The organism is uncultured Jatrophihabitans sp., from assembly GCF_964244045.1.
Classification (GTDB): Bacteria; Actinomycetota; Actinomycetes; order Mycobacteriales; family Jatrophihabitantaceae; genus Jatrophihabitans.
In genome coordinates, this window is record NZ_CAXTHK010000083.1 from 1,843 (window position 1) to 2,341 (window position 499).

General features: G+C 63.3%; 1 pseudogene. It reads right to left on the minus strand.

From position 1 onward, the window contains the following. Positions 1–50: 50 nt before the first annotated feature. Positions 51–499, minus strand: a pseudogene (locus tag ACFFC4_RS22245) (glycosyltransferase family 2 protein); the annotation flags it as partial.

Here is a 499-nt window from a genome sequence, read left to right on the forward strand (position 1 = left end):
TCCGGGACTGCGGCCATGCGCGGTCCGCCGCTCGAACCTGCTGGTGGTTGCTAGCGGGCGATCGAGGCGCCCGACAGCCGGCCGGATCGGCTGTGCAGCACGGCCCCGTCCCGCTCCTCCTGCGCGTCGCCGAGCGCGACGTAGTCGCCGACCCGACCGAAACGCATCTTCTTCGTGTGTTCCAGGGTGTCCTCGATCAGCATGCGATTCATCCTGATGAGGTCGGCGGTGATGCCGATCATGATCGACAGGAAACCCACAATCATCGACACCGCGCCGACCACGATCGACTGCAGGTGCTCGCCCTTGTCGCCGGTGAGTCTGAGCACGCCGTACCGCGCGAAGAAAAAGGCGCCGACAAGGCCGAACAGCACGGCGAAGAAGGAGAAGATCGCATACGGCTTGTACATGATGTACGAGCGGATGATCGCTCCGGCCGACTTCATCATGTGTTCGCGCATGGATTTGAACAGTCGCGATTCGCGCGTCTTCGGGTTGG